Annotated in this window: 21 protein-coding genes; 8 read left to right on the forward strand and 13 right to left on the reverse strand. The window is 67.4% G+C overall.

Features of this window, described 5'->3' with window-relative positions:
* Positions 1–15: 15 nt before the first annotated feature.
* The 3 genes from ACWFRF_RS10660 to ACWFRF_RS10670 form a co-directional block, all read right to left on the reverse strand.
* A complete protein-coding gene (locus tag ACWFRF_RS10660) occupies positions 16–2,847 on the reverse strand; it encodes a hypothetical protein (protein WP_452449707.1) in 2,832 nt (943 codons plus the stop codon).
* The gene (locus ACWFRF_RS10665) at positions 2,847–4,643 is read right to left on the reverse strand and encodes an HSP90 family protein (protein WP_452449709.1); all 1,797 of its coding nucleotides are present in this window, start codon (positions 4,641–4,643) and stop codon (positions 2,847–2,849) included. The genes ACWFRF_RS10660 and ACWFRF_RS10665 overlap by 1 nt, the downstream gene beginning before the upstream one ends.
* 117 nt (positions 4,644–4,760) lie before the next feature.
* Complete coding sequence (locus ACWFRF_RS10670) at positions 4,761–7,556, reverse strand: AAA family ATPase (protein WP_452449710.1); 2,796 nt, start codon at positions 7,554–7,556, stop codon at positions 4,761–4,763.
* A 122-nt stretch (positions 7,557–7,678) separates the two neighbouring features.
* Here ACWFRF_RS10670 and ACWFRF_RS10675 point away from each other — a divergent pair, with 122 nt between their 5' ends.
* Positions 7,679–8,014: a hypothetical protein gene (locus ACWFRF_RS10675; RefSeq protein ID WP_378989320.1), complete on the forward strand. Its 336-nt coding sequence runs from the start codon at positions 7,679–7,681 to the stop codon at positions 8,012–8,014.
* 106 nt (positions 8,015–8,120) lie between these two features.
* Here ACWFRF_RS10675 and ACWFRF_RS10680 read toward each other — a convergent pair whose 3' ends face one another.
* Both ACWFRF_RS10680 and ACWFRF_RS10685 read right to left on the reverse strand, forming a co-directional pair.
* Positions 8,121–8,978 carry a hypothetical protein gene (locus ACWFRF_RS10680; protein WP_378989321.1) on the reverse strand — a complete coding sequence of 286 codons (858 nt, stop codon included), beginning with the start codon at positions 8,976–8,978 and terminating at the stop codon, positions 8,121–8,123.
* Between the two features lie 44 nt (positions 8,979–9,022).
* Entirely contained in the window at positions 9,023–9,898 is an 876-nt protein-coding gene (locus tag ACWFRF_RS10685; protein WP_378989322.1) for a 3-hydroxyacyl-CoA dehydrogenase family protein, read from the reverse strand.
* Here ACWFRF_RS10685 and ACWFRF_RS10690 point away from each other — a divergent pair.
* The 7 genes from ACWFRF_RS10690 (at position 9,891) to ACWFRF_RS10720 (ending at position 16,167) form a co-directional block, all read left to right on the forward strand.
* Positions 9,891–10,421, forward strand: a complete 531-nt coding sequence (locus ACWFRF_RS10690; protein WP_452449713.1) for a zinc ribbon domain-containing protein — start codon at positions 9,891–9,893, stop codon at positions 10,419–10,421. The genes ACWFRF_RS10685 and ACWFRF_RS10690 overlap by 8 nt on opposite strands.
* 108 nt (positions 10,422–10,529) lie before the next feature.
* Positions 10,530–11,885, forward strand: a complete 1,356-nt coding sequence (locus tag ACWFRF_RS10695; RefSeq protein WP_378653593.1) for a hypothetical protein — start codon at positions 10,530–10,532, stop codon at positions 11,883–11,885.
* Between the two features lie 99 nt (positions 11,886–11,984).
* The gene (locus tag ACWFRF_RS10700) at positions 11,985–12,776 is read left to right on the forward strand and encodes a TIGR03084 family metal-binding protein (RefSeq protein ID WP_452449715.1); all 792 of its coding nucleotides are present in this window, start codon (positions 11,985–11,987) and stop codon (positions 12,774–12,776) included.
* A 335-nt stretch (positions 12,777–13,111) separates the two neighbouring features.
* Positions 13,112–13,813: a hypothetical protein gene (locus ACWFRF_RS10705; RefSeq protein WP_378989327.1), complete on the forward strand. Its 702-nt coding sequence runs from the start codon at positions 13,112–13,114 to the stop codon at positions 13,811–13,813.
* Entirely contained in the window at positions 13,810–15,027 is a 1,218-nt protein-coding gene (gene lhgO, locus ACWFRF_RS10710; RefSeq protein WP_452449717.1) for an L-2-hydroxyglutarate oxidase, read from the forward strand. The genes ACWFRF_RS10705 and lhgO overlap by 4 nt, the downstream gene beginning before the upstream one ends.
* Before the next feature lie 71 nt (positions 15,028–15,098).
* Positions 15,099–15,572, forward strand: coding sequence for an SRPBCC family protein (locus ACWFRF_RS10715; protein WP_378989329.1), 474 nt, complete (start codon positions 15,099–15,101; stop codon positions 15,570–15,572).
* A gap of 10 nt (positions 15,573–15,582) precedes the next feature.
* Positions 15,583–16,167, forward strand: a complete 585-nt coding sequence (locus ACWFRF_RS10720) for a ribonuclease H family protein (protein ID WP_378989330.1) — start codon at positions 15,583–15,585, stop codon at positions 16,165–16,167.
* Positions 16,168–16,258: 91 nt separating this feature from the next.
* Here the strand turns inward: ACWFRF_RS10720 and ACWFRF_RS10725 are convergent, their stop codons facing one another.
* From ACWFRF_RS10725 to ACWFRF_RS10760, 8 genes are all read right to left on the reverse strand, one after another.
* Positions 16,259–17,017, reverse strand: a complete 759-nt coding sequence (locus tag ACWFRF_RS10725; protein ID WP_378989331.1) for a hypothetical protein — start codon at positions 17,015–17,017, stop codon at positions 16,259–16,261.
* Between the two features lie 129 nt (positions 17,018–17,146).
* Positions 17,147–18,325 (reverse strand): MlaD family protein, encoded by a 1,179-nt coding sequence (locus ACWFRF_RS10730; RefSeq protein ID WP_378989332.1) that lies wholly within the window; start codon positions 18,323–18,325, stop codon positions 17,147–17,149.
* Positions 18,322–19,410: an MCE family protein gene (locus ACWFRF_RS10735; RefSeq protein ID WP_378989334.1), complete on the reverse strand. Its 1,089-nt coding sequence runs from the start codon at positions 19,408–19,410 to the stop codon at positions 18,322–18,324. The genes ACWFRF_RS10730 and ACWFRF_RS10735 overlap by 4 nt, the downstream gene beginning before the upstream one ends.
* An 8-nt stretch (positions 19,411–19,418) precedes the next feature.
* On the reverse strand, positions 19,419–20,522 hold the full coding sequence (locus ACWFRF_RS10740) for an MlaD family protein (protein ID WP_449966685.1): 1,104 nt from the start codon (positions 20,520–20,522) through the stop codon (positions 19,419–19,421).
* A complete protein-coding gene (locus ACWFRF_RS10745) occupies positions 20,519–21,514 on the reverse strand; it encodes an MCE family protein (protein WP_378989337.1) in 996 nt (331 codons plus the stop codon). Before ACWFRF_RS10745 ends, ACWFRF_RS10740 begins: the two co-directional genes overlap by 4 nt.
* Entirely contained in the window at positions 21,511–22,536 is a 1,026-nt protein-coding gene (locus ACWFRF_RS10750) for an MCE family protein (protein WP_452449722.1), read from the reverse strand. The genes ACWFRF_RS10745 and ACWFRF_RS10750 overlap by 4 nt, the downstream gene beginning before the upstream one ends.
* On the reverse strand, positions 22,533–24,032 hold the full coding sequence (locus ACWFRF_RS10755; RefSeq protein ID WP_379314141.1) for an MlaD family protein: 1,500 nt from the start codon (positions 24,030–24,032) through the stop codon (positions 22,533–22,535). Before ACWFRF_RS10755 ends, ACWFRF_RS10750 begins: the two co-directional genes overlap by 4 nt.
* Before the next feature lie 7 nt (positions 24,033–24,039).
* Positions 24,040–24,903 (reverse strand): MlaE family ABC transporter permease, encoded by an 864-nt coding sequence (locus ACWFRF_RS10760; RefSeq protein ID WP_378989340.1) that lies wholly within the window; start codon positions 24,901–24,903, stop codon positions 24,040–24,042.
* Positions 24,904–24,905 lie beyond the last annotated feature (2 nt).

Raw genomic sequence — 24,905 nt, forward strand, 5'->3', positions numbered from 1 at the left:
CGCATCAGGTGCGCGTCAGGCGAGCTGGGCTCGGGTGTCGGCCAGCAGTTCCGACAGCATCGGCTTGGCCGCGTGGTCGTCGGCCAATTCCGCGACGGCCTCGGTGAGGATCTTCTCGGCTTCGGTGGGGCGGTTCAGCTCGATCAGGAGTACGGCGCGCTCGTAGTCGGAACGGGTGGCCTGGTCGCCTGCGTCGATGGCGCGGAAACCCGCGGCGGCGGCGTCTGCGCGCGGGAGGGCGTCGTCGGGGCGTTGCGCGCGACGCAGGATCCGGGCGGCGTTGTGGTTGTGCCGGGCCGTGTGCCAGGTGAGCAGTTCGGTGTCCGGGTGGGCGGTGGCGAGCTTCGCGATCGCTTCGTCGGAGGCCGCGATGGCCGTGATCGCGGCGGCGTAGTCGCCGGTCCAGTGCAGCGACAGCGCGGCGCTGTAGCGGCAGTAGGCGACGCGCACCGGATCACCGAATCTCTCGGCGACCTCGGCGGCCAGTACGTAGCGCTCGGCGGCCTCGGCATCGCGATCGAGCACGTCGAGCAGATCGGCGGTCTCGACGAGGGCATGGGATTCGCCGCCGAGATTGCCGGTGGCGCGGTCGAATTCGATGATCTCGTCGAGGACGGTGAGTGCCGGTTCGTCCTCGTCCAGCCGGCGATGCAGATCGACCAGCAGGAAGCGGCAGGTCCTGGCCTGCTCGAGGGCCCCGGCGCGCTCCAGCCCGGCGATCGCCTCTTCGGCCTGGTCGGCGGCGTCGAGCAACTGGCCGACGGCGCGGTAGGCGACAGCCAGATCCCATTGCGCGTACGGCACCTGCGGACTACCCGCCGCGATACCGATCGCGATGGCGGTCAACAGCTCGCTGACTGCCTCCTCGTGCCTGTTCAGGTGGATGAGCAGGGCACCGCGCCGGGCGTGCACGATGAGGCGCACGCTGTCGGGGAGGTCGGCGTCGACCAGCCGAACCGCCTCATCGATCATTTCCAGCGCCGCGACCGAATCGCCCGCGTCGAGGTGGATTCCGGAAAGGTACTGGGCCACATCGGCGACCCGCCACGCCTGACCGGCCCGGCGATACGCCGCGACGGCTTCCTGTCCAGCCACTACCGCGTCGGCGAGTTCAGTGTTGTTCTGGTGCAGATACATTCGGTGCCGGGCGACATTACCGAGCAGGATGTCCTCGCCGGCCTCGGCGGCATCGGCCGCGGCCCGGTCGAGCAACGCGGGTAGCTCGGCGGCGTCCTCCTCGGACAGCTCGCCGCGATCGAACAGTGCGAACATGCCGCCGGAAAGCCTCAGCGTCGCAGCCGCTCTCGTCTGCGGTTCCGGCGAACTCGCCAGGTGCGACAGGGAATTCCGCAGCAGCCCGACAGCTTCCGCCACGTCGCCGTGCCTACTGAGGAGCAGGCCGAGCCGACCCAGGTCGGATTGACGGCGATCTTGCTCGCCGGTCGCGGCGAAATACGCTGCCGCCCGGCGTAACAGTGATTCGGCGTGATCGTGATCGGTCGTCTGCAAGGCTGCGCCGGCCAGCACGGAGGCGCGTCGCCCGGCCAGACTCGGATCGCCCGGCTCCGGCTCGGCCGCCAACCGCTGCGCCAGGGCCCGTATTTCGGCGGGGGCGTGCTGCGTGGTCGCCTGTTCCGCGCGTTCGATCAGTTCGAGGGTGGTGAGCTCGGGGATCTCGACCGCCGCAGCCGCCGGAACCCGCTCGACCGGCACCCGGTGCGCGGCGGCCGCGGACAGCGGCAGGTAGTCGACGATCGGGCGGCTCGCCAGCTTCTGGTGGACCGATGCCGTCTGGTGATCGGTCCCGTTGCGGTGATCGAAGCGAGCGGCGATGGCCAGTGCCTCGTCGGTGAGCTCCACGTGCATTGCGCGCACGGTGGATTCGGCGGCGGGACGATCGGCGGCGGCCGGGCGGCAGAGCAACGTATCACCGTTGCCCGCATCGACGAGGGTGCGCAGGAGCAGCGCCGCGCAGGTCAGGAAGGCCAGCGCGTCCTTCGGGCTCGGCGCGCGATCGAGCCAGGAGAAATGGCGGTCGAGCAGTTCCAAGCCGCGCACCTGATTGCCCGACAGCGCGCAGAACTCGAGGTGGTCGCCGATCGCGGCGAGGTCCTGCGGCTTGGTGCGCAGCAGGCGGTAGGAGCGGCGGTGCGCGCTGCGCGCCTCGTCGAGCTGGCCGGTGCGCAGGTAGGGCAGCAGCAGTTCGGTCAGAATGAGCTGCGGTTGCTCCGAACAGCCGAGTTCGCCGGCGAGGACCGGAGCGGCCAGCTCGACGGCTTCGATGTCGCGGCCCTGGCTCGCCAGCCAGGCGACCCGGTTGGTGGGGTCACAGCCTTCACAATCGGAGTTCTCGTCACGCGGTGTGGTGCACCACCTTTCGTACCACTCGGCGGCCGCGTCGAGGTCGCCGATGTGGACCGCCACCCGATGCCTGCGGCCGTACACCGCGTTCAGGCTCTGACCCTCGACCCGATAGCGGCGTTCCATCTGATCGAGGGCGGCCAGCGCCCGATCCATCGGTACCTCGGGGAATTTCGTCATCGCGCCCACCGCGGTCTTGAACTTCCACCGCAGCGACGGCGCCACCCACGACTCGTGGGCGCCGGGGTCGCGATCGTATTCGGCCAGGCAGCGGGCGAACGGGACGAACAGTTTGGCCGGGCTCATCCCGTGGCCGTACGCGTCGACCATCGCCATGCGAACGTGGAACGCGAGCTCGGTGTGCGCGCCCGCCTCCGCGTGCCGCAGCACCTGTTCCAGCAGTGCGTCTTTGGCGTCACCGTAGGGCATGTCGTAGGCCTGGAACAGCAGCCGTTGCAGGTCGTCGGGGGTGTTGGCGTCGGACATCAGAGCTCTCCCCGGGGATCGTGAACCGCCCAGTCGAGCAACCCGACGAATGATTTGTTCAGCAGCGCGGTGTCGACCGGCCGCATCGGATGCTGGCCCAGCAGCAGCGCCTGACTGTAGAGCGCCTCGACCGCCGTGGTGACCAAACGGGCATCGGCGAGCCCGGTGATGCGGCGTACCAGCGGATTCCGGTAGTTGAGCACGAGCTGCGGACGGTCGCCCGCCTGGTCGGTATCGAAAGCACCCAGAACATCGGCCCACAGTTCGTCGGCGACCTCGCGGGTGGCGCGCAGTTCGGCGCGATGCTGGGCATCGCGGTCGAGCAGATACAGCGCCGCCAGCGACGGCGGATCGAAAGTGCGCAATACCACTTCGCATTCGAGGCGATCGAGCACCCGCTGGGCGGTGGTCAGGAAGGGCCGAAGCGCCAGCTCCGTCGCCGGATCGACGAGGTCGAAATGGGTGGCCAGTTCGGCGGGATCCAAACGGCGCACCCGGATCTCGGGATCGATCGCGGGCAAGCGCTCGAGAATGTCGGTGATATAGGAGTAGCCGCCGTTCACCAAGCCGATGCCCGCGGCACTCGCCACCGCGGCCAGCTGCCGGAACTCCTCCACCGACGGGGTGTAGCGGACCTCGCCGAAGCGGCGGCGGAATTCGGCGAGCGGGATCTGGCCCGCGTTGGTCTCCACCGGCAACCAGCGGTCGACCAGGCGCAACATGTCGTCGTCGTGCAGGGCGAGGGCCTTCACACCGAGATCGTGAATACGCAGGAAGCGGTGCAGCGCGGACGGATCGGAGGTGGACAGTTCCACCAGCCAGTCCCTGATCCGGCCGCCGAGCGCTTCCCTCGTGCTCTCCAGCAGGTCGTCCTCGTAGAGGGCTTCGCGGCTCGCGGTGGGGCGCAGCTCGGTGGTGTCGACCACGCAGCGGACGAAGAAGGCCCAGTCGGGCAGCAGGCCGGTGACGCTCTCCGCCAACAGCATTCGCTTCAGATACACGCGGTGTCCGGCCTTCGCCGCCGGGTTGACCGGCTGCGGGAGCACGAAAGCCACACCGCTGACGCCGGATTCGGCGCACGCGAGATCGAAGGTGGCGAACGGGGTGAAGCCGAAGGTGTCCTCGGCGTACGCGGCGAGCGCGTTCGTGCGATCCGAAGGAGTGGGGTGGGTTGCGCGCCAAGGAACTTCGGGCTCGGTGATCGGCTCACCGTCGACGGTGACCTCGAACGGCAGCAGGCTACCGAACAGCCGCGCCAGCTCGACGACGGTCGTCGGAGTGAGCCACTGCTCGGCGCCGCGGCGCGGCGCGAGGATCACGGTGGTGCCGGGTTCGTCGCGTTCCCGCGCGGCGGGCTCGACGCGGTAGCGGCCGTCGGCGAAACCGGTCCAGCGCACGGTCGGGCCGCCGCGCGCGGACCGGGTGAGAACCTCGGCCTCGTCCGCGACCAGGAAGCACGACAGCAGGCCGATACCGAACTGGCCGAGGAACTCGTGCCGGGCGAAGCCGAGGTCGTCGCGCTTGCCGCTGCGGCCGATCGTGGCGAGGAAGGTGTGCACCTCGGCCTCGGTCAGGCCGACACCGCTGTCATGGACACGGATGGTGCCGTCCCCGGTGCAGGCGGGCGTCTCGATCCTGACCTGCGCGCGAGCCTGTGGGTCGAGGGCGTGGCGGGCGGTGATGGCGTCGACCGCGTTCTGCAGCAACTCGCGGACGTAGACCCGTGGGCTGCCGTACAGGTGATGGCTGAGCAGGTCGACGATGCCCCGCAAGTCGACCTGGAATACCTGCTCCACCGGGGTTCCCTCCCAAAACGCTGACCATCCGCTGGGTCACTGTAACTGGATCTCCGTTGGCTGGCGGCGCAGTTCTTCGCGCTCGACTCCGCCGAGAACGCAGCGGCCGGGGTTCGGTCAGTGGGGACCGCGGGTGAGCTCGGTGCGGTTGGTGACGGCGAGTTTGGCGAGGATGTTGCGGACGTGGGTTTCCACCGTGCGCTCGGAAAGGACCAGGTGGGTCGCGATTTCCCGATTGGTGAGGCCGGTGGCGACGAGGCCGTGCACTTCGCGTTCGCGGCGGGTCAGTGGGTCGGCGGTGCGGGTGGCCGTGGTGATGTCGGCGAGCAGGGTGTCGGCCGCGCGCAGACGGTGTGGCATGTCGAGGCGGCGGAAGGCGGCGGCGGCCCGGTCGGCGGCTTCGCGGGCGGCGGGGAGGTCGCCGCGGGCGAAGAGGGTGCGGGCCAGGCCGAGGTGGCCGAGGGCGACGAAGGGGCGCGCCCCGATCGCGGCGTCCATCGTCAGGCCCTGCTGGTAGAGGCCGACGGCGGCGTCGAGATGGCCTGCGAGGCGGGCGTTGTCGGCGCGGATGCGGGCGATCGAACCCACACAGATGAGCGCGCCCGTGCCGTCTGCGGCGTAGTGGTGTTCGCGGCCCTGCAAGGCCCGAAAGACACGGTCGGCCGTCTCGGCGTCGTCCAGGAATTCGGCCACGATGCCCACCGAATACACCGTGCCGGACCAGCGCGGGCCGATCTCGAGGGTGTCGGGCAGCAGGCGGAACGGCGCGAACAGGGCTTTCGCCTCCTCGAGATCGCCTGCCATCGCGTGCAGCATCGGGGCGAACAGCTGGGCGATCGTGATCTTCGGGGCGAAGGCCAGCGAAGCCAGCGCCGCGGTGAGCTCGTCGCGGTCGATGTGACCGACGATCACGGCATACATGCCACGGAAGGCATGGTGCAGGCCGGCGAGGGAGTAGTCGCCGATGCCGACCGCCAGTTCGTGGGCGGCGGTGTCGGATGCCAGGGCGGCGGGGAAGTCGCCGACCAGGGCCGCGCGGGTGGCCCGCAGGCGCAACAGGTGCCAGCGGGCGAGCGGGAGGCGGCGGCGGTCGGCGAGGAGTTCGATGTGGTCGAGGGCGTTGTCGAAGGCAGGCAGGTCGCCGCGTTGCAGGGATGCGTCAGCTGTCCACACGTATCCCCAGAGTTGTGCCAGCGGCTGCTCGGCGTCGGCCGCGATCTCGATTGCCCTCGCCGCGAGCACCGTTCGCTCCGCCAGGAAGTCCACGGCCGCAAGCGAGAGATGGCGGGCGTGGATCGCGTCGAGGACGACGTCGGGATCGGTGGACCGTTCGGCGGCGCGCATGGCCCGGTCGGAGAGTTCCCTGGCCCGCGCGCCCGCGCCGCGGTCGGCGGCCGACAGGGCACGCTGGGCGAGGATGCGGGCGACGAGGTCGGGATGCTTGTCGGTTTCGAGCAGGCGTAATGCCTTGCCGCAGAGGGCATCCAGTTGCGTCATCACGGTCGGGGTGGTGACGCCCTGCACCACCAAGCCTGCTTCCGCGAGCAGGTCGGGGCGGTCTGCTCGTTCGGCCGACGCGCCCGCCTCGACACAGTGGTCGAGGCTGGTGGCCACCCAACCGGCGGCGAACTCGTCGCGCGCCAGCTCGATCAGCAGCTCGGCGCGCTCGGCATCGGAGGCGGTGCCGCCCGCGGCATCGATGGCCCACTGCCCGAATCGGATCGCCTCGGCGTAGGCGGCACTCGCGCGGGCCGATCGCGCGGCCCGACGGGACCAATGGCGACCGGACGGGGAGTCCGCACAGCCGCTCGCCTGCCGCCAGTGGGTCGCGATCGCCCCTGCCACCGCCGAATCCGGACCACCTCGCCCACTCAGCACCTCGGCGGCCGCGCGGTGACAGGCCGCTCGCCGCGAAGGGGCGAGGTCGGCGTACACGGCATCGCGCACCACAGCGTGCGTGAAACCCGTAGTGTCGTCGGCGAAACGACGGACGATACCGGCCGCGGTTGCCGCATCGAGCGCCTTCGCCACCGGATCGGAGACCGGAACGGGCTCCGACGGCAGCACCGATCCGTAGACCTGCGCCAGCAATTCGGTATCGATGCGTTCACCGAGCACGCTCGCGGCACCGAGAACCTCGATATGGGTGGGGTCGATACGGTCGAGCTGGGCGAGGATCAGGCGGCGGATTCCGGGGACCGACAGGAGCGGGTCGTCGCCGGCGCCCATGTCGGCATCGATGACCAGGCGGACCAGCAGGGGAGTGCCGCCGGTGCGTTCGTGCACGCGGTGCGCGAGATCCGAAGTGAGGCCGCGCTGTTCGAGCCAGTAGCGGACCTCGTGTTCGGAAAGACCTGGTACGGACAGGGATTGGAAGTGGGGTAGGCGCAGCCAGGCGGGCTGGTCGGCGAGCAGGGTTTCGCCCATCGGTTCGCGAGCGGTGCCGACGATGAGCACCTTGGTGCGCGGCGTTTCGGTCGCCACGTGGGTGAGCAGCGCCAGCGACGTGGGATCGGACCAGTGCAGATCCTCGAGCACCAGCAGCAAACCCGACGGCGCGGCGGCCGCGACGAGGACATCGGCGACCTCGGTGAACATCCGGAAGCGCTGGGCGGCGGGCCCGCCACCGGGTTCGGTGACGGTGTCGAGGGCGGCGGCCAGTTCGGGGAGCTCGCGCGCGGCCCGGCGCCACGGCCACAGCGGCGGCATCCCCGCGTCGTCGAGGGCGCTGCCACGGGCAACCCGCAATCCCGCCTCGGCGGCCAGCGAGCCGACCTGCTCGGCCAACCACGATTTGCCGATCCCCGCTGTGCCGCTGACCAGCACGAATCGGCCCGCACCCGAGGCCGCGGCCACCACCGCGGCGCGCAGGCGGGCGATCTCCTCATGCCGTCCGACGGCCGGAGTCTGCACCGCCCCAGTATCTCGCGCGGGCGCGAGTTCAGTACTGCGAATACGTACCGGCACTGATCCGCGCGATGCCGTTCGGCGCGACGCTTGAGCTATCCGATTCCCCCAGTTCAGGAGAAGAAATCATGTACGCACACGTCATCTGGTTCGACCAGCCACGCACGGCGACCGAACTCGCCGCCGTCGACTTCGCCAACGCCAACCGCATCGAGCCCGCCGTCGCGGGAGTGCCTGGGCTGCTCGACTTCTACGAACTGCGGCGCGCCGACGGCTCCGGCATGGTGATCGGCATCGCGGAGACCGAGGACGCCCTGCACGCGGTGCGCGAGGCGATCCTGGCCACCGAACTGCTGCCGGGGGAGGACCCCGCCCTGCTGCCCGGCCCCGACCGGGTGGAGATCTGCCCGGTGCTCACCCACCGCGACCGAGCTGCCATCTACGCCAGGGCGGACGAGTCATGAACCTGATCATGCTGGGCAGCCGGATGCCGGTGGGCCGGTGTGTCGGCCTCGCCGTGCAAGCCGTGCTGCGGTCGGCGGTTCCCGCCCGCGAGCGGGAACCGCGGCGCTACAGGTCGGCCAGGGCGATACCCGTGAGCGGGCTGCCGATACGGACCAGGTCGGTATCGGTACCGGTGCCGATGTCGACCAGGCGGATCGTGCCGCCGAGATCGCTCACATAGAAGCGGGAATCGAAACCGGTGACGCCGATCGCCTCGCGGTAGCCGGTGGAGATGATCGCCGGGGTTCCGACCTCCGGCTGGACCTTGGCCTCGTACAGCGCGTTGCCGCGGGGGGCGGCACCGCGGTCGGTCCAGACGAGATCGCCGAGACCGTGGAGTTCGACATCGATCGGCTCGGGCAGGTTCTCCCAGAGCAGCTCGATATCGGTGCGGGCGGCAGGATCCGCGCCGGGGGGCAGATCCATCCGAGTGCGGAAGATCCGGCCCTCGCCGCCCTTGGCCGCGCCCTTCTGCGTCCAGTAGAGCAGGCGGCGGTCGAGGTCGAGGCAGATGCCGACGCACCAGTTGCGCGGGAGGGAGGCGTCGGCATCGCCCTCGCCGGTCACCACGAGGGCGTGCAGGTCGTCACCGTTCAGATCACAGGTGAGAACCTGCATGCCCTCGCGATCACACCAATACAGCCTGCCCCCTTCGACATCGGCGGCGAGCTGTTTGCCGGTGGTGAAGGCGCCGATCGGGACGATCGTGGTGCGGTTGCCGCCGTCGAGGTCGACCCGTTCGATGGAACCGTTGCGGGAGAAGAACTCCGGTTCGACGCCCGGCTCCGGACGCGCGTCGGGGGTGCCCATGTTGGTCCAATAGATATGGCCACGCAATTTGTCGACGACGACACCGTCGGGAAAACGATCGAGGCCGTCGACCACGGTGCGCACGTGTTTGCCGTCGAGCGAAATAGCATGCATCGCAGCTGCTTCGAGATCTAGGGCGACTATCTCGGTCATGGGGCTCAGCCCTGCTTCGGCTTCGGGTAGTCGTCGTAGAAACCCGCACCCGTCTTCACCCCGAGTTTGCCCGCGTCGACATATTTCTTGAGCAGCTCGACCGGGCCCTTCGGCAGGTTCGGGTTCTCCTGCTCGTAGTGCTCCTCGATATCGAGCACCACATCCAGACCCACCTGGTCCATCATCCGGAACGGACCCGCCTTGGTACCGAAATTCCGCATGAACATCTCGTCGACATCATGGGGAATCGACACACCCTCGTGAACCACCTCGAGCGACTCGCGCTTGATGGCGGCCCAGATGCGGTTGAAGATGAAGCCGGTCGACTCCTTGCGCACCAGGTACGGGTGCAGGCCGTACTCCGGGAAGGTCTTCAGGACGAAGTCGAGGACGTCCTGCGAGGTCTGACCGTCCGACATCACGTCGAGCACCGTCGACTGCGGCGGCATATAGAAGTGGGTGTTGAGCATCCGGTCGTTGGTCGTCAAACCCTCGGTGAACAACCGGCTCGCGTACGACGACGAGTTCGAGGCGACGATCGCGTCGGCATCGGCATCGGCATCGAGCTGGGCGAAGACCTTCTTCTTCAGGTCGAGGATCTCCGGCACCGCCTCGACCACCAGCCACGCGCCCTTCACACCGATCGCCTGATCGGGCACATACTCCGCGGTGCCCGGCTTGCCGTCGGGCACCGTATCGGCCACCTCGGGCAGCTGTTTCTCCACGAAGGCCACGGCCGCGTTGCCGACCTCGCCATCGGGATCGATGATGCGGACCTCACCGCCCCTGGTGGCGAACATCAGGGCGATCCTTCTACCCAAGGTGCCACCACCGATCACCGCGACCGGACGCTCGAAATGATTCTTCGGAACATTGCTCACAGCGACTCCCTCTGCACAGGCGACGGGGGAAGAACTCAGTGACGCAGACAACAGCCATGCCAGCCTAGCTCCGACGTGCGACAGCGCGGTTGTCCCACGCACGCCTCGCGTTGACTCCCCTCGCGACCCGGGCCGCATCAGCGATGTCGGGTGGGCCGACTTCGCCCGACTTTTGACCTACAAACAGGCATGGCGTAGCGGCACGGTCGCCACCGCGGATCGTTGGTACCCGTCGAGTAAGCGGTGCTCGGCCTGCGCGACAATCAATCCCGCCCTGAAGTTGGCCGATCGAGTGTTTATCTGCGGGTGTGGGTTTCGTGCCGACCGTGACCACAACGCGGCGATCAACCTTGCTTGCTGGCCCACGATTCACCAAGACGCTCCACGATCCCCGGACCCCCGAGCAAGAGGCCGGGTTACCGAAGTCCGCCGACGGGAAGGCGCTGACCGATACCCTTCGGGTGTCGGTGTAACCGACCCGGGAGAAGCGGAAACCGACGTTCACGCCGCATTCGTGGCCTGAACCGAGGACGCCCGAGAAGGGCGGTGTCTGGCCCCATCGGGTGCCCAGACATGCTGTTATCCTCACGTTCTTCACGTATTTCGCGCGTCAGCACTAGGGGGCTCCTCGATGACCACACTGGCCTCCGGACTCTTCATCGATTGGGAAGAGCTGACGGGGCAGTCGAAGTTCGTCGTCGAGCTGATCAGTTTCCCGATCTTCAGCGCGCTGGCCGGTTGGCTCACCAACTGGACCGGCGTGCTGATGCTGTTCTGGCCGCTGTACTTCAAGGGCTTCCGGGTGCCGATGCTGCACGTGCTGTACCCGTACCTACCCCGGCGCGTGCAGGTGCTGCCCACGTTCTCCGGTGACGGGCGCATGCTCGGTTTCCAGGGCTTCATCCCGGCACGCGCGGAGAAGATGGCGAGCATCTGCGTCGATTCGGCGCTGTTGCGGATCGGCAGCCCACGCGACTTCATCCATGAACTCGATCTCGACGGGATCGGCGACTATCTCGCCGAACGGGCGCGCGATCAGGTGCAGCCGATCGTCGACGAGATCATGTACCGGGAGAACCCCGATCTGTGGCGCTCGCTGCCCAGACCCGTGAAACAGGCCATCTACCAGCGGGTCGACCGGCAGCTGCCCGCGCTGTGCCGGCGGGCGTTCGAGAGCCTCGGCGACAATATCGACCAGCTGCTCGACGTGAAGAACTTCGTGATCCGGTACCTGGAGAAGAACCCGGCCATCCTGAAGGACCTGACCACCACCATCGCCGCGCCCGAACTCAAGTTCATGGCGCGGATCGGTCTGCTCGGCGCGCCCTTCGGCTTGATTCTGGCGCTCTACCTGCACGTGCACTCGAAGATCCCGTACTTCGGCGCGATCCCGGCCTGGGTGATCGTGCTGTTCGCGTCGGCCATGATCGGCGTGACGGTGAACGTGATCGCGATCAAGATGGTGTTCGAACCCGGCGATCCGCAGCCGCGCTACAAGTATCTGTGGCGTCAGGCGCTGCTGGCCAAGCGTCAGCCCCAGGCCGCCACCGACCTCGCCCACATCCTGGCGTACCAGGTGCTGACCGTGGAGAACCTCTCCGTCGAGCTCTTGGAAGGGCCGAACGGGGACAAGACGCGTCAGCTCATCGAGCGGGTGGTGTCGGAGGAGATCCACAAGCAGCTCGGCGCGACCGCGTTCATGGTGCGAGCCGCACTCGGCAAGAAACAGTTCGAGAATCTGGCGGTCTCGGGCGCGGGCGCCGGGCTGGTTTCGGCGCGCACGATGATCGAGGACGAGCAGTTCGTGCTGGAACAGGCGAAGAAGATCGATGACTTCGCGGCGCGCAAGCTGCGGACATTGACGCCCGGCGAGTTCATGGAGATGTTCTACGCGTCGGTCGAACAGGACGCGTGGTTGCTGTATCTGCACGGTGGGGCGCTGGGCATCGGTGTCGGCGCGCTCCACCTGCTGACCTTCGGCTGGTAATAACAAGCACGCGTGCTTGCATTTTTTGACGGTCGCTGCGACTCTTGGTGACGACGGCGCACCGGCACCGGGTCGCGCCATGATCGGCAAGGGAACTCCATGGCTGACCTCGCAGCGCTGCTCGACGATTACGCCGCCGAATGCGCGGATCTGGAAAACCTGGTCGCACCGCTGACCCCCGAGCAGTGGCAGACGCCGACACCCGCGCCACGCTGGGACATCGCCACCCAGATCGCCCACCTGACCTGGACCGACGAGGTATCGCTGATCGCCGCCACCGACGCCGAGGGCTTCGCGGCCTTCCTCGCCGAAGCGGCCCCGCGCGGCCTGACCATCGTCGACGACGGCGCCGAGGAAATCGCCCAGACCCCACCCGCCGACCTGCTGGTTCGCTGGCAGACCGGACGCGAGCAGTTGATCGCCGCGCTGGCCGCCGTCCCCGCGGGCACCAAGCTGCCGTGGTTCGGCCCGCCGATGAGCGCCGCGTCGATGATCTCGGCCCGCATCATGGAAACCTGGGCCCACGGGCAGGACGTCGCCGACGCGCTCGACGTCACCCGCGTCCCCACCGCCCGCCTGCGCACAGTGGCCCACATCAGCGTCCGCGCCAGGAACTACGCCTACCTGGTCAACGGCGAATCCGGCCCCACCGATGAATTCCGCGTGGAACTGACCGCCCCCGACGGCACTCTGTGGACCTGGGGCCCCGAAGACGCACCCCAGCGCGTCACCGGCCCCGCCATCGACTTCTGCCTCGTGGCGACCCAGCGCCGCCACCGCGAAGACACCGCCCTGACCACCGAGGGCCCGGACGCCGACCACTGGCTCGGCATCGCCCAGGCCTTCGCCGGCCCGCCCGGACCAGGCCGCCACGCAGGCCAGTTCGCCTGAAAGTCAGCATGAGAACAGGCGAGCGCCTTCCCAGAGCGCCATTCGTGCCGACTGCCCCGGACTTCGTTGGCCGGGGGTGACCACCGTGGCAGTCGTGAATGACGCTCGCCTGCTCCCTTCAGATACCCGATACCGGGTGTGAGAAACACTTGCCCAGCCGAAAACCCGCCCCGACTAGGACTGATACGGCGCCGTTTCGGATGTGGCTCTGATCTCAGCCGTGGGAGGCGCTCACCGCGCGCGGTACTCGGTACCGTAGGTATCAGCACGTGGCTTTCAACGATGCGGGCCCGCTCTACTCGGGTATACCCACAGCCACAGGAGGGAACCGCATCGTGACCGCACATCGGCCTGCTCAGATCGTGCGCCTGTCCGCGATCATCTTCTCCGGCGCCGCCAGCCTCTGCCTCACCGTGGCCGCGGGCGCCTACATCGTCAATCACATGCCGGAACTGGCACCGCCGCCCACCGAATTCGCGGGACCGGCCGCGACGCCGAATCCCGGCCACCACCGCCCCTTCTCGATCGAGGACTCCGCACCCCGCGTCGGCGGTGTGGAGCTGGCCATGTCCTTCGGCGCGCCGACGCTGTCCACCGAGCGCTCCGACCCCGCCGCCACGCGCACGCCGATCACCGCGCAGCAGTCCGGAGTCGGTGCGCGACCAGGTAATTCACCGCTGACCGGGCGGGTCGGGATCGGCGGCACCTATGTCGGCGCGCAGGTGACGCCGCCGCGCAGCGATACCGTGGCGTTCACCGTCGACACCAACCTCGTCACGGTGGCGGCGAAATACCTCGGCCTGGCGGTGGATCCGGCCGCGGTCACCGCGCTGCACACCGAATTCGACGCGCGCCGTGGCGAGTTGGTTTTCGTGCTGTCGGATCCCGGCCTCGGCAGCCACACGTTGCGGGTCGAGGGTGCAGGCACCGAACCGGCCGAGACCCCCGGCACCACCGCGGAATCGTCCGAAGACGAGGGCGACGCCGAGGCACCGCGATCCGCGACCGGGGAACTGCCGACTACCGTCGGCGTGTGACTCCTCGCGGCACCTCGAACGGTGCGTACGACTTCTGTGTGGTCGGCGGCGGCATCGTCGGCGTGGCCACCGCGCATCGGTTGCTGACCCAGCATCCCGAGGCGAGCCTGGTGCTCATCGAGAAGGAAGACACGCTCGGCGCGCATCAGACCGGGCACAACAGCGGCGTCATCCACTCCGGGATCTATTACCCCCCGGACAGTTTGAAGGCACGGCTGTGCCGGGCCGGCGCGCGATGGACGAAGGAATTCGCCGCGGCCCACGACATTCCGTTCCGTGAATGCGGAAAGTTGCTGGTAGCCACCGATTCCGCCGAACACGCGCGGATGCTGGCGCTGTACGAGCGTTCGATCGCCAACGGCGTGGAGGTCGAGGCGATCGACGCGGCCGAACTGCGGCGGCGCGAACCACGGATCGCTGGGGTCGGCGCGCTGTTCGTGCCCGCCACCGGCATCATCGACTACACGTTGGTCACCGCCGCGCTCGCCGCCGAGGTCGAGTCGATGGGCGGCAGGATTCTGCTCGGCACCGCAGTCGAGGCGATCACCGAGAGTGTCTCCGCCGTCACGGTTTCGGGTCCGGGTGGTTCGGTCACCGCGGGCACACTGATCGTGTGCGCGGGCCTGCAGGCCGACCGGATGGCACGAAAGGCCGGGATAGAAACGGACTTTCGGATCGTTCCGTTCCGTGGCGAGTACTACCGGCTCCCCGCCGAGCGATCGGATCTGGTACGCACGCTGATCTATCCGGTGCCCGACCCCGCGCTGCCGTTCCTCGGCGTGCACCTGAGTCCCACCATCGACGGCGAACTCACCGTCGGCCCCAACGCGGTGCTCGGGCTGTCGCGGGAGGGGTATCGCAAGGGCAGCGTGAACCGACGTGACGCCATCGACGTGCTGAGTTTCACCGGCGTGCGCCGGGTGGCCCGCGACCATCTCGCCACCGGGATCCGCGAGCTCCGCAATTCGGTGTTCAAGCGCGGCTACCTCGCCGAATGCCGCAAATATTGCCCCGAACTCAGCACCAACGACCTGCTCCCGCACCGTGCGGGCATCCGGGCCCAGGCGGTGCTGCGTGACGGCACGCTGGTGCACGACTTCCTCATCGAACGCACGCCGCGCTCCATCCACGTGCTCAACGCACCGTCCCCGGCCGCCACGTCGGCGATGCCGATTGCGGAATACCTGGTCGAACAACTCCATTCCGCTAAATAAAGAGGATATTTGTAGTACTTTTGGCTCCTGTACGCGTGGGCGAGGAAACCCATCCGGAGCAGGGAGGGCCGATGGGCCACATCAGGTTTGCGAGTGACGTCGGCGCACCGGTTGATGCCGCCTTCGCCTACACCGAGGATTTCCGCCACGCGCCGCAGTGGCTGGTCGGCGTCACCGACGTCGCGCCGCTGGGCGAACCGGATCAGGGCTTGGGCGCCGCGTTCGCGGTGAAAGTCCGGTTGTTCGGAGTGATCCCGCTGCGTTCATCGGTGGAGATCACCGAATATCGGCGCAATGCCGTTATCGGGTATACCCTGCGTGGGCGGGTATACGGAACCGTTACCCTGCGATTCGATCCACTCGGCTACGAACGGTCGGTGCTGACCTCCGAAGCCGACTATCCACCACCACGCGGCATGTTCGGCCGCCTGTGCCACGGCCTCGTCGACGCGGCCGCGAAATCGGCACTGCGCCGAACGGAATCGCGGTTGCGAAGGGAGATAGAGGCATTCCACGGTACCGATCTTGTCGGCCGCATCGCCTAGGGTGGCGGTCATGATCATCGTGAGCACCGACGGGTCCTGCCTGCGCAATCCCGGTGGTGCCATCGGCTGGGCATGGGTGAATCATTCCGGGCCCGCCGACAGTGGTGGCGCGGCCAGCGGCACCAACCAGATCGCCGAACTGCGCGGGGTACTGGAAGCCATCCTCGCCCACCCCGGCGCCGAACCGATGCTCATCGAGAGCGACTCCCAGTACGCCATCAAGTGCGCCTCGGAATGGATCACCAGCTGGCGACGCAACGGCTGGCGCACCTCCACCGGCGGCGCGGTGAAGAACGTCGAGATCATCAAGCAGATCGACCGGGCCATCACCGGCCGCGAAGGACCGGTGCGGTTCCGCTGGGTGCGCGGCCACGTGGGCAACTACTTCAACGAACAAGCCGACAAACTGGCGGGCGAAGCGGCACGAGCCGTCCGCGAGAACCCGGCTCTCGGCCGCGAGTCAGCCCCGGTCGCGCCGGAACCGGCAAGGATTCGGCGCCGGGAACCCGCGGCGCCTGTCCCCACGAACTCGGTCTCCACAGGGAAGTCGGTCGCAGCTGAAGTGCCGGTAGCAGGGACTCTGACCCTGTTCTAGGTGCGGTGCGACCGGAGTGGGACCGCACAGCGAAACGCCGCGGGCGATGAATCTGCCCGCGGCGTTTCGATTGGCTCGGTTTCCTGTGCGCTCAGTTCCCGGGTGTCGGGACAGGCGCGGGAGCCGGAGACGGAACGGCCTGACCGGGCGCCGTACCACCGGCGGCCTCGCCGCCGCCGTTCTTGAGCAACGGCGAGTCCAGCTTGCTGACCAGCCACTTGTCGCCCGAGTGCTCGAGGCTCATCTCGATCGCGAACATCATCCGGTCGGGCTGGGTCTGGGTGAAGTTGGTGCGGTACTGGGTCATGGTGACCATGGCCTTGACATCGTCGGTGCTGCCCGAGATGTAGGCGCACTGCACGTCTTCACCGGTCGACTTGACCTGGGCCTGCACCATGGCGCCCTTGAGCGCATCGCTGGCGTCGCTGAACTCCTTGAGGTAGTCGCCGGTGGCGCCCGCCTTCATCGACGCGATGTAGCCGTCGAGATCCTTGGAGTAGTCGTAGTTGGCCAGGATGGCGCCGTAATCACAGGCGGCCTTGGTGGACTCGGCGATCGCGTCGAGCTTCTCGGCCTTGTTGCTGTTCTGCAGGAAGAACACCACGCCCGCGGTGATCGCGCCGACCGCGACCACACCGGCCACACCTGCGGCGATCCAGCCCTTCGAGCTCGATGCCGCGCTCGGGGCAGCGGCCGGAGCCGGCGCCTCGGTCACGGTCTGTGCCTGCACAGTCGGCTGATCGACCTCGGGAGTCGCCGCCGCACCCTTCACAGTGTCGTCGGCCTTCGCCAGATCGGGCTTGTCTGCTGCGGCAGCATCGGACTTACTCTGGGCATCGTCGCTGGTCATCGAATCAATCCTGCTCTTTCCCGGCGCACATATCGCACCGATTTCCGATCGTGGTCCGTGAGCCGGGCCACACGTTCTTCCCCGCGAGTATGCCCGGTCGAGCTGTGAACAGCCTGGCCGGGCACCATCTCACTTGGCGGGAATGGGTGTCCGCTCATTCGGGTCGACACCGGGCGGCATCTGCGCGCCGTTGTTGGGCACGTTCGGCCGCGGGGCGTTGGCCGAACCACGGATCTGCAGGTCAGAGGTCGGGTTGGTGCAGTAGTTCCACTTCGGAATGCTGCCGTCCTGTACCTCTTCGTTGCGCCGGTACGCGGTGTCGTAGTTACACGTCGGGCGCGGCCAGATGTCGATGATGGTGTGGAACTCGCCGTCGTGCGCCGGAGCGCTGATCGACCCGAGCCCCAGTGCCAGCGACGGGAACAGCAGCCGCAGCGCGGGCGTACGCAGCTGCGCGGCCTTGGTGATCGCCACGAAGTTGGCCGCCAGCGAACTGATCGGATCGGCGGTCGCGTCGAGCACCGCGCCGAGCGTTTCGAACTGCGCAGGCGCGTTGTCGAGCACGCTCTGCAGCTCGGCGTTGGCGTTGTTGAACTGCGTGAGCAGCGCACCCGAATTCTGGGTGAGCGTCTGCAGATCGGGCTGGGCGTGCGAGGTGGTCTCGGCGATCACCCGCAGGTTGGCGATGAGGTTCACCGTCTGCGGAAGCAGGTTGTCCAGACCCGCGACCACCAGGCTGACGCCGTTGATCAGGCCGCGCAGCTGATCGGGACCGGCACCGAGCGCGATGTCGAGCTCGTCGAGGATCACGTCGAACTGCTTCGGATTCACCTGGGCGATCAGCGCGCTGGTGTCGTCGAGCACAGCCCACACCGGAACCGGCGTCTGGATCTGCTCCGGGTTGTACTTGATCACCGCGCCGTCCCGGAGGAACGGACCGACATCGCTCTTCGGACGGAAGTCGATGTACTGCTCGCCCGCGGCCGAGAGCGCCGCCACCTGGATCATGGTGTCGACCGGGATCTTGAAATCCTTGTCGATCCGGGTCTTGGCGGCGATCGCCTCGCCGTCGTTGATCAGCTCGATCGAGGTGACCTTGCCGATCCGGAACCCGCGCATGGTCACGTCGTTGCCCGGCTGCAGACCGCCGGAGCGATCCAGGTTCACGGTGACGTCGTACTCGGACCGCAGCGGGTTGACCCGCATCACGTTGACCAGCAGGTACGACCCACCGAGCAACAGCACGACTACGAGCGCGCTGTTCGCCAGCAAGATCTTGCTGCTCGCGAACTTCTTCAGCCTGCTCATCGGTGGCCTCCCACTCGGCCCTGAACGATCTGCAGCACCTGGATGAAGCTGCCGACGAAATCGTTCACATCTTTCAAGTCCCAGAGCTTGCTGTTCGCCGGGTCGGTCAACAGGCCCACATCGAGGTTGGTCAGCGTCGCGTACGGCGCCAGGCTCTTGCCCTTGAACGTCTGGTTGGCGCCGGGTCGGATCGCGTGCAACTGATCCATCACATACCCGAAGTCGCTGCCGGTCGCGGCCAGCGCGTTCATCAGGTTGTCGAGATTGGTGAGCAGCTCGGACAGCTGGTCACCGGTGGTGTTGGAGTAGTCGCCGATGGCGGCGGTGGCCGTGGCGAGCTTGCTGAGCAGGTCGCCGATCGCCCGGTTGTTCTCGGCGATCGCGCCGATGGCCTGGGGCAGTGTGTCGGCCACCTGGCCGAGCTGACCCTTGTTGGCCTCGATGGTGTTGGCGAGGGTGTTGAACTCCGTCAGCACCGAGTCGACCTTGGTGCTGTTGGCGTTCAGTTCGCCGATGACACCGGTCATCTCGTAGATCAGATGGCCGAGTTCGGTGCCGTGCCCGTTGAGAATCGAGCCGAGTTCGGTGCCGAGCCGGCTCAGGCTGGCGACACCGCCGCCGTTGAACAGCATCGACACCGAGACCAGCAGCTCTTCCACCGTGGCGCCGGCCGAGGTGGCTTCCAGGGTGAACGTGTCGCCCGCGGCCATATCGGGCGCGCCCGCCGCGTTCTTCGGGCTGCTCAGCGCGATGAAGACGTCACCGAGGGGAGTGGCCTGGCGCAACTCCGCCGTACTGCCCTTCGGCAGCTTGAAATCGGTGTTGATCTCCATGTCGATCAGAGCTTCGAAGTTCTTGGTCGTGATCGCCGACACGACGCCGACATCGGAACCACCGACCTTCACCTTGGCCTGATCGGGCAGGTTCAGCGCGTTCTCGAACTTCGCGTGCAGGGTGTAGGTGTCGCCGCCGGTGCCCGGTTTGGGCAGCGGCAGGTCCTCTACAGTGAAGCCACAGCCGGTCGTGATCGTGACCGTGGCCAGTGCGGCCGCGGAGAGCAGCGCGCGGCGGGCCTTCATCGTCATTCGTCGGTTCATTTCGTCAGTCCGAGCAGTGCGGCGGTGAGCCCGTAGTCGGGGCCGAAGTCCTGGACGTTGCCGGTGGTGCGGCACCCATCGGGCCGCATCTGGATCCGCTCACAGAACGCGCTGACGATCTCGCCCGAGAGGGCGGTGCCGATCAGCGCCTGCAGGCGGACGAAGCCCTTTTCCTTGTTGATCGCGCCGTCGATGTTCTGCATGAGCAGCGGCACCACGTCGACGATCTCGACCATCGCGCCGGAGTTGGCGCGCAACTGGTTGGTGACGGTGGTCAGGCCGGTCAGCGAGGCGGCCAGTTCTTCCTGATGCCCGGCGAAGGTCGTCGAGGTGTTGTTCAGGAACTGGTTGAGCTGGTCGAGGGTGGCCTGCAGACCGGGGGCCTGGTCGGCGAGCAGCCCCGACATGGCGGTCACCCGGTCGCTGAAGTCGCGCACCGACTGATCGTTGTCGGCCAGCATCGTCGTGAGCTCGTTGAGCTTGATGATGATGTTGGCGATGGCGTCCTTGTTGTCGACACCGACCTTCAAAGCACCCGAGAGCGCGTCGAGGGTCTCGCGGATCTTCTGACCGTTGCCGTTGAGCACCGGGTAGAGCACCCGGCCCGACAGCGGGCCCAGACCCTCCTGGCCGGGTTCGGGCTTCAGCGAGGCGGCGAACTGGTCGATGGTCTTGATCATCGTGTCCAGCTCGACCGGGGTCCTGGTGCGCGCCTTGGGCAGGTGATCGCCGGACTTCAGTGTCTCACCGCCGGTGAACGGCGGGCTCACCTCGATGTGGCGATCGGTGACGATCGAGGGCGAAATGATCGCCGCGATCGCGTCTTTCGGGACCTTGACGCCGGCGTCGATGGTCATGTGGACCTCGACGTAGGTGCCCTTGGGCACGATCTTGTCGACCTTGCCCACCGCGAGACCGAGGACCATGATCTCGTTGCCCTCGTACATGCCGGCGATGTTCTCGAAGTCGGCGGTGATCTTGGTCGAGCGGCCGAGCGCGTCGTCGAACTGGCTCGGCATCAGCGAGCAGCTGCCGAGGGCCAGCGCGGTGGTGGCGATCATCATGGTCCGCGCGATGCGGAGCCTGTTGGTCAGTTTCATCCTTGGCACCCCTGGATCACCTGAACGAAGCACAGCCAGTTGTCCGGGAACAACCACGGCAGTGCGACCGAGCCGTAGTTACCGTTGCCGAGCGCGTTGTTGAAGTAGCGCGCCGTGGGCTGACCGATCTGCAGCAGCTTGTCGAGATTGTCCTTGTTCTTCTGCAGACCCTCGGCCATGGTGTTGAGCTGGCTGATGGTGCCGCCGAACTGGTCGCCGTTCTGGGCGCCGATCTCCTCCAGCTGACGGGTCAGCGTGGCGACGTTGTCCAGCAGCTGGCGCAGCAGGCTCTGCCGTTCCATCACCCGGTTGGCGATGGCCTCGCCCTGGGTGATCACGAGCAGGATCGAGTTGCGGTTGTCGGCGAGCAGCTGGGTGACCCGGTTGAGGTCCTTGATCAGACTGTCGACCTCACCCTTGCGCTGGTCGACGACCTTCGCGACCGCGCCGACACTGTCGAGCGCCTGGGCGACCAGCTCCGGCGAATCGCCGAGCTGGGAGTTGATGGTGTTGAGCGAGGCGGCGAGCTTCTTGGTGTCGAGCGCCTCGAACTTCGGCGTACCGACCTGCACCACATCGGCGATGTTGTACGGCACGTCGGTGTTGCTGCGCGGGATCGTCTTGTTCTTCAGACCCGATCCGTCGCCGGGCTGCAGGTCGACGTAGCGCGCGCCGAGCAGGGTCGCCATCTTGATCGCGGCGTGCGCGTCGGGACCGAGCTTCAGCGAGCTGTCCACGTCGAGGGTGATCACCACGTGATCGCCCTCGATCTTGGCGCCGGAGACCGTGCCGACCTGCACACCCGAGACAGCGACCTTGTCACCGGTCTTGATGCCCGCGGCCTGCACGAATTCGGCGTCGATGGACTGTTTTCCGAGCCCGATGAACTGGAAGATGCTCGAACCGACCAGCAGCAGCACGATGCACAGCGCACCGACCACCCCCAGCCAGAAGTTGCGGTTGCCGACGAAGGCTGACTTGATCTTGCTCATCTGCACACCTCGGAATGGCCGGTGCCACCGATCTGGCTGACCAGGCCGCGCGGGAACAGAACCCCGTACAGCGAGATGTCCAGACCACACAGGTAGGCGTTGGCGTGGGTGCCTTCCGATGTCATCCGGCCGAGGTCGGCGAGCATCGAAGGCATGTCGATCGCGACCTGGTCGAGCTTGGCACCGTTGGCCAGCAGCAGATTCAGCGCCGCGGTGGTCGAGTTCTGGGTCGCAGCCAGCTTCGGCTGGATCTTGGTCATCATCCCGACCAGCGCGGTCGTGGAATCGGCGAGGGTGACCGTGGACGCCTGCAGCGACTGACCCTGGTCGTAGAGTCCGCCGATCAGTGCCCTGGTCTGGGTAATCAGGGTCTCCAATTCATCCCCTCGCTTCGCCAACCCGGCCATCACACCGGACAGGTTGGTGATCACGTCGGACAGGATCGCGTCGCGACGCTGGAAATCGGTGGCCAGCTGGGCCGCCTGAACGATGAACGCCGACAGCGAGACCCCATCGCCCTGCAGCGCCTGGATCAGGGTCTCCGACATCGCGTTGACCTCGGCGGGCTCGAGCGCCTGGAACAGCGGCTGGAAACCGTTGAGCAGGGCCGAGATGTCGAACGAGGGCTCGGTGCGGTCGAGCGGAATGGTGGAGCCGCTCTTGAGCGGCTCCGGGCTCGGCGTCGCGCCCGGGGTCAGCGCAACGTAGCGCTGACCGATCAGGTTCTGGTACCTGACCAGCGCCTTGGTGTCGTTGAACAGGGTCTGGTCGCTCTGCACGATGAACGACACCTTGGCGTCGTTCTTGCCGTCGAGCTCGATGGTTTCGACCTTGCCGACGCGCACGCCGGCCATCCGGACATCGTCGCCGGGCCGCAGCCCGAGGACGTCGGTGAAGATCGCGGTGTACTTGCGGGTGTCACCGTCGACCGTGCGGGCCAGTGTGTTCCACACGACCACGGTGACCAGCAGTGAGACGAGCGCGAAGATACTGAACCCGATCAGTGGCTTACGGATACTCATGCGCCACCCCCGTTTTCGGACACTTGCAGGGTTCCGCCCTTCAAAATCGGACCGAGCAGCAGATATTCGGACGCGTTCGGCTTGCGACCGAGCAGCTGAGTCATCGCCGCGTCACCGGAGTAGGAGATCGGTGTCGCGGTGGGCACGCTCGCCGGAGCGGGCGCCGCGGCCGGAGCGGCCGCGGGAGCGGGCGCGCCGCCCAGCACACCGGGCAGGCCCGGAATCTGGATCGACGGGACGAGGCCCTCGAGCGGGGTGCCCTGGAACGGCTTGATCTCGGTGCCGTTGGCCGTGTGCATCGGCGCGACACCGGGACTGGTGAGACCCGGGATGTCGGGCATGCCCGGGATCGACACCAGCGGCGGGAGGCCCGCGGCCGTGTCGAGCCTGCGCGGACGCAGGTTGTCCGGGATCGCCGGCAGCGAGGCCTCGGCCGGTGCGGTGAAGCAGCTCGGTCCGAGCAGGTCGCCGTAGCGCGGGCAGTCGGCGACGGTGTTGGGCTGGTACGGCGTGAAGGTCAGGCCGGCGTTCCACACCATCTGCTTGCCGCTCGGGCCACCGTGGAAGGTGGTGTTGAGCTGGGCCAGCGAGGGACCGAAGACCTGGAAGGTCCTGGTGATCGACGCGGGGTCGGCGGCCAGCGCACCCAGGGTGGCGTTCATGCCGACCGTGACTTCCTTGCCCACATCGGGATTCGACGCGAACAGGTCGTTCACCCGGTCGGTGGTGGCGCTCGCACCGGCCAGCAGCGCGATCAGCTGTTCGCGCTTGGTGGCGATGGTGTTCGCGGTCTGCACCGAGGAGCCGAGCACGTCGAGCAGTTCCGGCGCCGACTGGTTCAGCGCGTGCGCGGAGTTGGAAAAGTTGTCCAGCATGCCGCCCACGTTCGGGCCCGCGTCGGCGACCGTGGTCAGCCAGTGGTCGAGGCGCTGAATGGTCGAGCCGGGGACCCGGCCGCTGCCGTCGAGTGCCTGGGTGAGCGTGCCGAGCACGCGACCGAACTGCACCGGATCGACCTCGTCGAGGATGTCGCGCACCGTGGTGAGCGTGTCCTGCAGCGCGATGGTGCCCTGGCTGCGGTCCTCGGGGATCTGCGAGCCCTCCTTCAGGTGCTGGCTGTTCGCACCGTTGTAGACCAGCTCCACGGAGGTGACCGCGAACAGGTTGGAGGGCACCACGCGGGCGGTGACGGTGTTGGGGATGCCGTCGGCGAACTCGGGCTTGAGCTCGATGTTCACCTTCTGCTCGGCGTCCTTGCCGATCTCGACGTTCTTCACCACGCCCACGAGCACACCGCGGAACTTCACGTCGGCGTCCGACGGCAGGCCGTCACCGGTGGTCGACAGGTTCGCGACCACGTTGACCTTGGGAACGAAGTAGCCCTGGTAGCGGGCCGTGAGGAAAGCCAGGATGACGCCGAAGACGATCAGACCGGCCGCGCCGGCCACATACAGCTGCTTCATGGTGGGACCGCGCCCACTCGGATCGATGATCATCGCGCCCTTACCCCGAGATCCTGATGCCGGGGTTGATGCCCCAGATCGCCAACGTCATGACGAGGTCGGCGAACACGACCAGGATGATGCACATCTTGATCGCGCGGCCTGCCGCCACACCGACGCCTTCGGGACCGCCCGAGGCGAAGAAGCCGTAGTAGCACTGGATGAACGTCGTGATCATGACGAAGATGATCGCCTTGAGCAGGGAGTAGAGCACGTCCGTCGGCACCAGGAATTGGAAGAAGTAGTGCGAGTAGGTGCCCGACGCCGTACCGCCGATCAATTGCACGGTGACCGAGCAGGCCAGGTAGGCCATGGTCAAACCGAGGGCGTACAGCGGCACGATCGCCATCACCGCGGCCATCATCCGGGTGCTGACCAGGTAGGGCAGCGGGCGAATCGCCACCGACTCGAGCGCGTCGATCTCCTCGGAGATGCGCATGGCGCCCAGCTGTGCGGTGAATCGACAGCCCGCCTGGGCCGCGAAGGCCAGGGCCGCCAGCAGCGGGCCGAGCTCGCGGGTGGTGGCGAAGGCGGAGATCGCGCCCGTGATGGGGCTCAATCCGAGCAGGTTCAGCGAGGTGTGGCCCTGAATGGCCACCGTCATGCCGCCGAAGGCACTGATGATCAAGATGACGCCGATGGTGCCGCCACCGACGACGATGTTGCCGTTACCCCAGGTGACGTCGGAGAGCAGACGCCAGACCTCCTTCGGGTACTGCTTGAAGGCCAGCGGGATGGACCCGACCGAACGCAGGAAGAAGAAGACCTGGTGGCCGAGGCGGGCGAGCAGGTCGCCGGGCGCCTTGCTGGCCTTCTGCAGCGACCGGATCGGTCGCAGTAGCGGAGGTACGTATGTGGATGACATGG

This window comes from Nocardia sp. NPDC055165 (assembly GCF_053606985.1).

Coding starts and splice junctions, on each gene's coding strand:
- ACWFRF_RS10660 (WP_452449707.1), bottom strand. CDS start 2,847: ATGTCCGACGCCAACACCCCCGACGACCTGCAACGGCTGCTGTTCCAG.
- ACWFRF_RS10675 (WP_378989320.1), top strand. CDS start 7,679: ATGTACGCACACGTCATCTGGTTCGACCAGCCACGCACGGCGACCGAA.
- ACWFRF_RS10680 (WP_378989321.1), bottom strand. CDS start 8,978: ATGCATGCTATTTCGCTCGACGGCAAACACGTGCGCACCGTGGTCGAC.
- ACWFRF_RS10695 (WP_378653593.1), top strand. CDS start 10,530: ATGACCACACTGGCCTCCGGACTCTTCATCGATTGGGAAGAGCTGACG.
- ACWFRF_RS10700 (WP_452449715.1), top strand. CDS start 11,985: ATGGCTGACCTCGCAGCGCTGCTCGACGATTACGCCGCCGAATGCGCG.
- ACWFRF_RS10715 (WP_378989329.1), top strand. CDS start 15,099: ATGGGCCACATCAGGTTTGCGAGTGACGTCGGCGCACCGGTTGATGCC.
- ACWFRF_RS10720 (WP_378989330.1), top strand. CDS start 15,583: ATGATCATCGTGAGCACCGACGGGTCCTGCCTGCGCAATCCCGGTGGT.
- ACWFRF_RS10725 (WP_378989331.1), bottom strand. CDS start 17,017: ATGACCAGCGACGATGCCCAGAGTAAGTCCGATGCTGCCGCAGCAGAC.
- ACWFRF_RS10730 (WP_378989332.1), bottom strand. CDS start 18,325: ATGAGCAGGCTGAAGAAGTTCGCGAGCAGCAAGATCTTGCTGGCGAAC.
- ACWFRF_RS10735 (WP_378989334.1), bottom strand. CDS start 19,410: ATGACGATGAAGGCCCGCCGCGCGCTGCTCTCCGCGGCCGCACTGGCC.
- ACWFRF_RS10740 (WP_449966685.1), bottom strand. CDS start 20,522: ATGAAACTGACCAACAGGCTCCGCATCGCGCGGACCATGATGATCGCC.
- ACWFRF_RS10745 (WP_378989337.1), bottom strand. CDS start 21,514: ATGAGCAAGATCAAGTCAGCCTTCGTCGGCAACCGCAACTTCTGGCTG.
- ACWFRF_RS10750 (WP_452449722.1), bottom strand. CDS start 22,536: ATGAGTATCCGTAAGCCACTGATCGGGTTCAGTATCTTCGCGCTCGTC.
- ACWFRF_RS10755 (WP_379314141.1), bottom strand. CDS start 24,032: ATGATCATCGATCCGAGTGGGCGCGGTCCCACCATGAAGCAGCTGTAT.
- ACWFRF_RS10760 (WP_378989340.1), bottom strand. CDS start 24,903: ATGTCATCCACATACGTACCTCCGCTACTGCGACCGATCCGGTCGCTG.